This window comes from Candidatus Poribacteria bacterium, assembly GCA_021295755.1.
Lineage (GTDB): Bacteria > Poribacteria > WGA-4E > WGA-4E > PCPOR2b > PCPOR2b.
This window is the reverse complement of the sequence record JAGWBT010000186.1, coordinates 1-9,114: the sequence shown is the minus strand read 5'-3', so window position 1 is coordinate 9,114 and position 9,114 is coordinate 1. Positions and strand designations below refer to the sequence as shown.

Annotated in this window: 4 protein-coding genes; 1 reads left to right on the top strand and 3 read right to left on the bottom strand. The window is 52.9% G+C overall.

From position 1 onward, the window contains the following. Positions 1–105: 105 nt before the first annotated feature. The 3 genes from J4G02_21000 to J4G02_20990 all read right to left on the bottom strand — a co-directional run bounded on the left by J4G02_21000 (position 106) and on the right by J4G02_20990 (position 5,699). The gene (locus tag J4G02_21000) at positions 106–1,890 is read right to left on the bottom strand and encodes a family 10 glycosylhydrolase (GenBank protein MCE2397002.1); all 1,785 of its coding nucleotides are present in this window, start codon (positions 1,888–1,890) and stop codon (positions 106–108) included. 80 nt (positions 1,891–1,970) lie between these two features. Next, positions 1,971–3,167, bottom strand: a complete 1,197-nt coding sequence (locus tag J4G02_20995; protein ID MCE2397001.1) for an exo-alpha-sialidase — start codon at positions 3,165–3,167, stop codon at positions 1,971–1,973. 153 nt (positions 3,168–3,320) lie between these two features. Continuing rightward, a complete protein-coding gene (locus J4G02_20990; protein ID MCE2397000.1) occupies positions 3,321–5,699 on the bottom strand; it encodes a transglycosylase domain-containing protein in 2,379 nt (792 codons plus the stop codon). 234 nt (positions 5,700–5,933) lie between these two features. On the opposite strand from J4G02_20990, the gene J4G02_20985 reads away from it, so the two are divergent. After that, on the top strand, positions 5,934–9,114 hold a 3,181-nt coding region (locus J4G02_20985), incomplete at its 3' end, for a UvrD-helicase domain-containing protein (GenBank protein ID MCE2396999.1).

The window sequence follows — 9,114 nt, the reverse complement described above, 5'->3', positions numbered from 1 at the left end:
GGTTTCTTAATCCCACCTGTCCCTCTGGTCTCGATTTATCGGGGATCCATCGGGAGCTTGTACCTGTCCAAAACATTTGTGTTAGGATAAGAAAATCGCCCTGAACTATCCGGGCGTGACGTAAGACAGGTCCCAATCGCCGAGTTTGCGTAGATCCATGCGCGGGTTCGACAGGTCTGACTCACCTGACGCCCGCCACGCATCGATCTCGTCCTGATGTCCGAGCCGTCGCAGTGCGTTCCATGTATCACGACAGTTGGCGCGCCCCGATCCCCCCGCACAATCCCAAAAGAACATGTGTTCAGCACCAGCACTATAGACCGTCGCAGCACGTCGCCGAAACTCCTCCGGCGTCATGTGACGCGGCATGAGATTCGGGGCTAGCACGCACGATGTTCCGCGAACTATATTCACGAAGTGTTCCAGCTGTTTCGGATCCGTCCACGCCGTTACGCTGCTGTCGTAGTTCGGGCCCGACGTATAGGGGATGAGGGTATCCACCAAACCTTCGCCCACCCATGTCGCAAGGTCCATTCCGTTGACGAGATTCTCCCGCTCAGTGCCCCCGACGATCGCTGAGATCTCGATACGCACCCTCCGCCCCTGCGCGCGCCCCTCTTGATCCATTGCAGCCCGAACCTCTCGCATGAACTCTGTCAGAACGCCCGTCCGATAGGAGAGCCAACGCGAATCGTGCACATCCAACTGGTGTGGGTCTTCGCCGAATTGTCGCTTGAACCCCTCCACGATTAGCGGTTCATACTCCACCAACGGCATTCGGCGGTTGTAGAGCAAGCAGATACCGTCGATCGGTCGTTGTGCCATCTCGCGAAGCAACGAGATGACAAACTGGCGAACCTCTGGAAAGCTGTATGCCATTCGTGGCGTTTGCCGACCCGCCCGGTCTACACCGCGCCATTCCGGATGTCTCTTGTAGAAAGTATCCCCTGTATTGAAATGATCAAGCGGTGGCGGGTAATGAAAACCTGCGACCCGGTAACTGGCGTGAAACTGAAGCCCGATCTCGTGTGTATGCTCAAGCGCGACATCGAATGGATCTATCCCTTGTCCCTCAAACTCGTGCCAGCTTTCTACGTGTAGCCGATCCCCGCGCCGACCGAAATCGGCGAGATCAATCGCGTGCCGCCGCCCAATCTCACTGAAATATGAGGTCTGGTCGCCGCCGCCCGCTTCCCAATAGATGCGTGAGAAATCTGTGTCACGATACGGTTCAATCTCGCGCCTGACGTGTTCGGGAGTCGTCAAACGATACTGGTAGTGGGGACCGTGGGCGTCATTGTGAGCAAACAATCGCCGGGTGTCAGCACCCTGCTGATCTGATTGAAAGGCGTGGGTTTCTGCATCTGTCAGCGGCACAAACTTGAAGTAAGCCACCCGCGCCGGCGCACACTCAAACGAGCCGGCATTATCAGCCGGTGCCACCCGTGCGCCAATCTGTCCAATCTGCAAACCGTGATCTGTCAAGTCAGTGATCCGCCAGAACATCTCGATAAGCTCATGATGGTGAGGTCCCCCGTCGCTTTGCGGCGGTAGCGTGAGGGCTGTGAATGTCTCGTCTCCGCTGCGTTTGAGGAGAATTGCAAGCTGGTGCCCTTCTTCGGAACTTGTAATCGGCAGGACGCCAATAGACACCGCGTATAAACCGCGCAGGTTCAACGGATAGGTGATAGTAGGCGCCGCTGTCTCTGGCCCTGCCATCAACATGGTGCCGGATAGTGAGTCGATTTCGTAGGTCAGCGTCCGCCAACGACGCAGATGTGGTTCCGCGTCAAGCGCATCCGCGGGGGTACAGCGATCCAAATCTGTCCGATAGATGGGCTGCTGACTTAACCACCTGTCGCCAATTCGATCAATTGTCCTTGTCTCCATTTACAACCTCCTGTTCATTAGTTCACTAGTACATTAGTTCATTCACGTTTTACGTTTCACGTTTCACGCCTCACGTCTTATCACAAACGGAAGAAACTCCCGGCAATATGGCGTGCGCCGCCGAAGTTGACCCCATCTTTCTCCATGTAGTAGTAGGCGGTGAAGATACGTCCATCGTCCAGTTCCGTGGCGACGGGGTAACCGAGATCCCAATCACTGGCGTCCGCCCGGATGATTCCCTCTGCCGACCAAGAATCCCCATCGTCCTCACTGACGATTACGCCGATTCCAAATGGTGGCTTGCGTCGACCGAACAGCACCAGAGTCCGTCCGTCACGCAGCCGTAGCGACCAAGGCGATCGGTAGTGGACACCGTTCCGCCTAGCTCCTTCCCAGATGTACCGTTCACGACGCGCCGCCGTCCACGGCGACTGTCCCCACGCCACAATCGGTTTCGGTTCGCTCCAACTGTAGCCGCCATCGTCAGAATACGCCATCTGGATCGCGTTCCGGATGCCACCGATGTTGAGCATATAGCACTGCAACCGTCCGCTCGGCAGCAGCAGCAAGTTCGCGTAGGTCGGTCGTCCTAGACCTGTGGGATCGCGTGTGACTTCCCCCAGATATTCCCAAGATAAGCCGTTGTCGTCGGTGCCGTATACCCCCACGAAGTTATCATTTGCGCTTGGACCCACGGTCGCCGCTGCCATCTGCGTACCGTCGGGACACTGTACCAACGGCGCTCCGTCCACATGGACATATTTGAGCGGTGGCGGTGGTGCCACTCGCGTCGGAACGGTCTCCCATGTGTGACCTCGATCAGCGGAACGGAAGGCAAAGCATTCCAGACTCGGCTCCCCGTTGGCATCCGCGGGACCCGTTTGGGGACGAGGGAAGTAGATCGCTGTCTCCGGGCTAGCGAGATCAATCTGTTCGCGGGTTATCCCCGGCTCATCAGCTTGCCACAGGACGGCACGCTTATCTTCCAAGGGGCGCGAGTCGTCCCAAATCACCACCTCGTTTTCGTGGGCCCAGGTCTGACCGTGATCGTATGATCGCTGAAGCAAGATCTTCGCCCGACCTTTGTAGCCGGTTTGACCGTGCTGGATATTTTCCTTTGTCTGATAGGTGGCGGGTGCATGGTGGTGGACTACAACAATTTCGCCGTCCCCGTAATTGTAGATTGGGCATTGTCGGGGATGCCCGCAGTATGCCTCTTTGCTGTAGCAGAGTTTGATATGGTGCAGGTCTGTCAGTTCTGGTGCGACGCGGTTCATAGTACCTCCTTTGATCCAACAGTCTCCACTTGGCAGCGGAGTCTGGCATAATTGGTTCATTGGTTCATTAGTTCATTGGTTCATTGTGTCATGACTAGAAAACGGGGCGATTCAGCTTCCCATTTCGGCTCATGTAAAGAAAAAACTCGGTTTCTACGGAGCAACAGTTATGGTGATGATACCGCTCTGTACATCGGCGTGAGGGAAGCGAGCTTGGAGCGCGTGGGAACCTGCGCGAAGATGCCATCGCGTTGTGTAAGGATATGCCACTTTTTGAAAGGGTTCCCCGTCCACATACCAGATAATCTCCGGGACAGTGGGAGAAACGTAGGCTCTGAGCGCAATGCTCTGCAACTGCTGTGGGGTATCTGGATGAAATCGAAAAACACTCCCATTAACAGGCTCTTCAATGGCAATGCTCACGAACGGCGATTCGGTTGAGGGTAATGGCGGGGGATTGTAGCCGTGCACTGCTCCCCAAGCGGCAAACTGTGGCGATAGGACAGCATAACTTCTGATTTCTATCCACTCTGGAGGTGTCATAGGACCAGCTAGCTCTCCTGTTCGTCGGTCAACTGCAAACGATTGGTGGACGGGGCAGAAAGCAGTCGGTTCGATCCCAAGGAGGAGATATTCCAAGACGGTTTCGGCGCACGCCTCGGTTGCAAGCTCTCCCGACATCGGACAGAGCTTAGCCAGTTGATAGCCCACAGAACCCCCTGAATCCTGATGCGATTGGGGCGGTGGGAACGGCGTTTCGTCCACTCCCCGACGTTCCTTGGGGTGCAAAAAAAGCAGAATCCCCTTTACCAACTGCGCTGCATCAAGGCCCGCCACCTGCTTCATCCGTTCATGATCCGGGTGCCCGATCCATGCACCGACGATGTATTTTGAACTGTAAGCCACCGCCCACGCATCTCGGAATCCCTGAGAGGTACCGGTTTTCACCGCCACCGGGAAGGGATATTCTAACGGTCCCATGCGAGTGAAAGTGGGCAACCGCGCCAGTGGATCGGAGAGAAAGAGCGTGATCTGCCGAGCCACATCTTCAGGGATAAGCTGCGACGGTGCCTCTTCATCATCGGTTTCAAACCAGCGCAACCCAAACGCTTTCCCATCGACCCCCAACACGCCATAAGCGGCGACGAGATCCTCCAAAGTGACGTAAAGCCCGCCAATTGCCAATCCAAGCCCATAAACGCTAGCAGATCTGTCGTCCTTTGCGAGTCCCAATTGTCGAAACAGATCGTATGTCTTTGCTAGCCCTACCGTCTTCAGGACATGAACTGCCGGGATATTTCGGCTATTGGCAAGCGCCTTTCGATAGAGCATCGGACCGAGATGGATGCTATACTGGCCTCTCGAATGCACCAGATTGAACGGCAGATCCGCCAATACACTGGCGGGGGAGAACGCCCCGGTTTCCATACCCAAAGCGTAGATGAAAGGCTTCAGGGTGCTACCAGCAGATCGCGGAGTTGTCGCATAATTGATGGCACCGGAGAAGTCTGTATCGGCGTAAAAATCTGAGCCCAGATAACTCCGTATCGCCCCTGTCTCGCGCTCTGCCACGATAACTGCTAGGTTGCCCGCACCGCGTTGACGGAGCTGCTCCATCGCTTCACCGGCAGTGCTATCCACAACTTCCTGAAGGGGAAGGTCCAAAGTAGTGAGTACCGGTTTCGTATAGGAATCGGTCCCATTCATCGTCTCTTGAAGGCGCAGAATGGCGTGATAACTGTGATACGGTCGCGATTCCTTAACGGGGATCTTCAAGGACTTTAGCTGGCGCTGGCTGATTGCGAGGTTGTCTGCATCGAGTGTCCCGTTCTTATGGAGCAGATTGAGAATCAGTTTTGCACGTTCAAACGCTTTTCGTCGTCCTTCAAATTGGTAAAGGTTCATTCTGCCCGGCGCTCTGGGGAGACTTGCCAATATCGCTGCTTCTGTCCAACTCAGATCTGCCAAAGGTTTCCGGAAATACCGCCTCGCTGCGTAGGCGACGCCGTGGATACGATTGCCTTGAGGAACAATCTTCAAGTAGTGCCGCAGCACGTTTTGATGGCCGTACTTTCGGTTGAGCCACACCGCCGTTCCCATTTCACACGCTTTTCTCCAGAGGGTTCGCTCACCGGGGCGTTGCAGTCGCGCCACCTGCATGGCAATCGTCGAGGCACCCTGCCGCGGCCCACCGCTGAGGTTATTCACCAATGCCCGAAGGAGAGAACGGAAATCGACGCCAAAATGTTCGTAGTACCGCTTGTCTTCGATTGCTAACAGGCATGCAACGATCCGTTCAGGTAAAACCGCTGGCGGATCCCAAAAGCCGAGTGGTGCGTCCTCGTCGGCAGTTCCCTCCGCTAAAAATGTCCCGTATCGATCGGTGAAAATTGGTGTCGCCGGCGGTGAAACCAATTTGCTCCTACCGTGGACTTCGTGCAGCAGCAGCAAACCGAACGCTGTTATCAGAAGACCTGCGATGATGAGGCTTTTTATGATGGGTTTGCGGTGTTTTGAGAGATCTGATTTCATGGCTCCGATTTTTTTACGCGAGTTACGGCATACGGAGTATGCCTATACTATTAATTGGGGTTATTTTACCACACCTGATTCAAATTGTGTAGATGTGCTGATTCCCTGTGTTGAAGCTGGGAATTAAATCCCACTCCATTCCATGAATTTCTACCTTGCCAATATGCAGCGAATCGTTTATACTTAACGCTTGAAAGAACCGTGCCATACTTCTTTATTCGGAAGGAACTTTTGATGACCGATCTCCTCGAATCTTTGAATCCCGTGCAACGTAAAGCGGTACAGCATACTGAGGGACCACTGCTCATCTTGTCAGGTGCGGGCAGCGGCAAAACCCGCGTGATTACCCATCGAATTGCCTACCTCATCCGGCACCACGGCGTTTCCCCATATAATATTCTCGCGGTGACGTTCACAAACAAAGCTGCGGAAGAGATGAGAACCCGTCTTGAAAATCTTATTGGGCCAAGTCCATTGTGGGTTGCAACCTTCCATTCGACGTGCGCTCAGATTCTACGTCGAGACATCCATCATCTCGGCTATGAACGCTCGTTCTCAATTTACGACACGTCCGATCAGCAAACCCTGATTAAGGAACTCATTAAGACACTTCAATTTCGACTGAATAATCCGGGACCCGTCATCGGTGAGATCAGTAGAGCTAAGAGTGATTTTGTCTCTCCTGAAGAGTACGCAAAGCGTGCAATAGGGTTTTTCGAGGAGTCCGTAGCACAGATCTATCCGATGTATCAAGACTTCCTTCGGACAAACAACGCACTCGATTTTGACGATCTAATCAAGTTAACAGTCGAGCTGTTCGAGGCAAACCCGAAGGTATTAGAGTACTATCAGGACAAGTTTCGGTACATCCTCGTCGATGAGTATCAGGATACCAATCGCGGTCAATATCTGCTTGTCAACGCGTTGGCACAGAAGCATCAGAATATCTGCGTCGTGGGCGACGATGATCAATGTTTACCTGCAGGAACGTTGGTTCAGACTCCCGATGGGCAGGCTCCGATTGAAAACCTACACTGGGAGGATAGCGTCGTTGCAGCAGCAGGTAGAGGGAAAACCCTTACCGCAGAAGTCAGCGGCATCCACCGAAAATGGTATGAAGGGAAATTAGTTAAAATTACCACCCAAAGTGGTGCGAGATTGCGTGCGACACCGAACCATGTTCTCTTCTCGCGCCTTAGTAACGCGCCGGATCTACATCATGTTTATCTAATGTTCAGACGGGACCGTGGTTATCGAATTGGTATTTCTAAGGGGACCCGTAGTGATGGATTCAAAGATCACCCCCTACAGACAGGAGTTCGTCAGCGGTGCGTACAAGAGAAAGCGGAGAAAGTATGGATTTTGAAAACCTGTCAAACTCGTACTGAAGCACAGATGTGGGAACAGTATTATGCCTTTGAGTATGGTATCCCCACAACTGTTTTCGATGTGGCTGGCCATGCTTCCCTGATGCAGCAGAATCAGATCAATTTCATTTATAAACATATTGATACAGCGTCAAACGCTAAACGTCTTATGCGCGAACTCTATCTATTCCACGACTATCCAAGCTATCGTCCGAAAGGTATTTCGGGGAATAAGTCTCCTGACCGACAGATTGTTAATTTCACGATGTTCAGCGATAAACGTGTGAGCCAGCAAAGTCCTTGGCATGCACACCGTGTTTCATTGAATACCACCGATCGTGAATTAGAAAAACAGTTGCAGTCGCAAGGACATTATACCAGAACGGGGAGCCGCAACACATGGCGGATTGAAAAGGTTCGCTTGGACTATGAGGAAACTCTCAAATTGGCGAACCAAATTGCTCACGCAGCAGGTGATTTAGAAATCCAGTCCGGCGCATTTTTGGTTGACAATCGAAAATACGATTTTCAGCCGGCGAGTCACATTCAACCCAAAATGTACTTGGCTATAGAACGTGATGGCGCCCTCGTTGAAGATCTGGTTGAATCGGTTGAATGGGAAGATTATCAGGGATATGTCTACGACATAGACGTTGATTGTCTACATAACTATATCGCAAATGGCATCTGCGTTCATAATTCAATCTACTCATGGCGTGGGGCGGACATCAACAATATCCTCGATTTCGAGGAGGATTATCCAGACACGACGGTCCTGCGCTTGGTGCAGAACTACCGTTCAACGAAAAATATCCTCGAAGCCGCATATCACGTCATCCGCAATAACCAGAAACGCAAGGAGAAGCAGATCTGGACAGAGAACAAGAAAGGGAGCGCAATCACCCTCCATGAAGCGACGGAAGACGTCAGAGAGGCGGACTATGTGCTGCGGCAGCTTAGAGAGTGGCGCGGGCGTGGGAGGAAATACGGCGACTGTGTAATCTTTTATCGGATCAACGCCCAATCCCGTACATTTGAAGATGCGCTGCGCGGCGCAAATGTCCCGTATCAGATAGTGGGTGGCATCCGGTTCTACGAGCGGATGGAGGTCAAGGACATCATGGCGTATATGCGGGTGATTGTCAATCCCGCCGACACGGTTAGCATTAAGCGTATCATCAATGTGCCGCGTCGAGGGATCGGCGTTGCGACGGTGCAAAAGATTGAGGATTTCGCCTACGAAGAGGGTATCCCTCTATTTGAAGCGATTCAGCGTGTCGGGGAGGTGTCAACACTCAACAATGGCGCGAAAAACAAGGTGCGTGGGTTCGCTGAATTGATCGCGTCGTTCAACGCAAATGATCCACCGTCGCGCACGGCGGAGGACTTAATAGATCGCACCGGCTATCTCCAAGCCTTGAGGAGCGAAGGCTCCATTGAGGCACAAACCCGCGAAGAGAACCTCCAAGAGTTAGTTGCAGCGGTTACAGAGTATGAGGAAAGCGAGACAGAGCCGACGTTGACAAGTTTCTTGGAAAAGATTACATTGGCTTCCGATATCGACAACATGGAGGATAAGAGCGATGTAGTGACAATGATGACGTTACACAGCGCGAAGGGGTTGGAATTTCCGATTGTCTTTATGGTTGGAATCGAAGAAGGGTTGTTACCCCATCAACGTTCTTACGACACCGAAGCCGAACTTGAGGAGGAACGGAGGCTCTGTTACGTTGGGCTCACACGCGCCCAGGAGCATGTTTACTTGACGTATGCCCGTTCGCGGCGGTTGTATCGGGATATCGATTATCGCATCCCCTCACGCTTCATCGAAGAAATTCCTCCCGAACTGGTCGATGAAGGTCCCTCCTACGAATCGCCTCGGCGCCCGGTGATTTCGTCTTACGATCCCGATGAACCCGATTTTGAGGAGGAGATTTCATTCCCTTACAACGTCGGAGACGTTGTGCATCACGCGCAGTTTGGGAGAGGAAAGATTACCGCCATCGATGGGTATGGATTTGATATGCGTATCACGGTGCGGTTTGAAC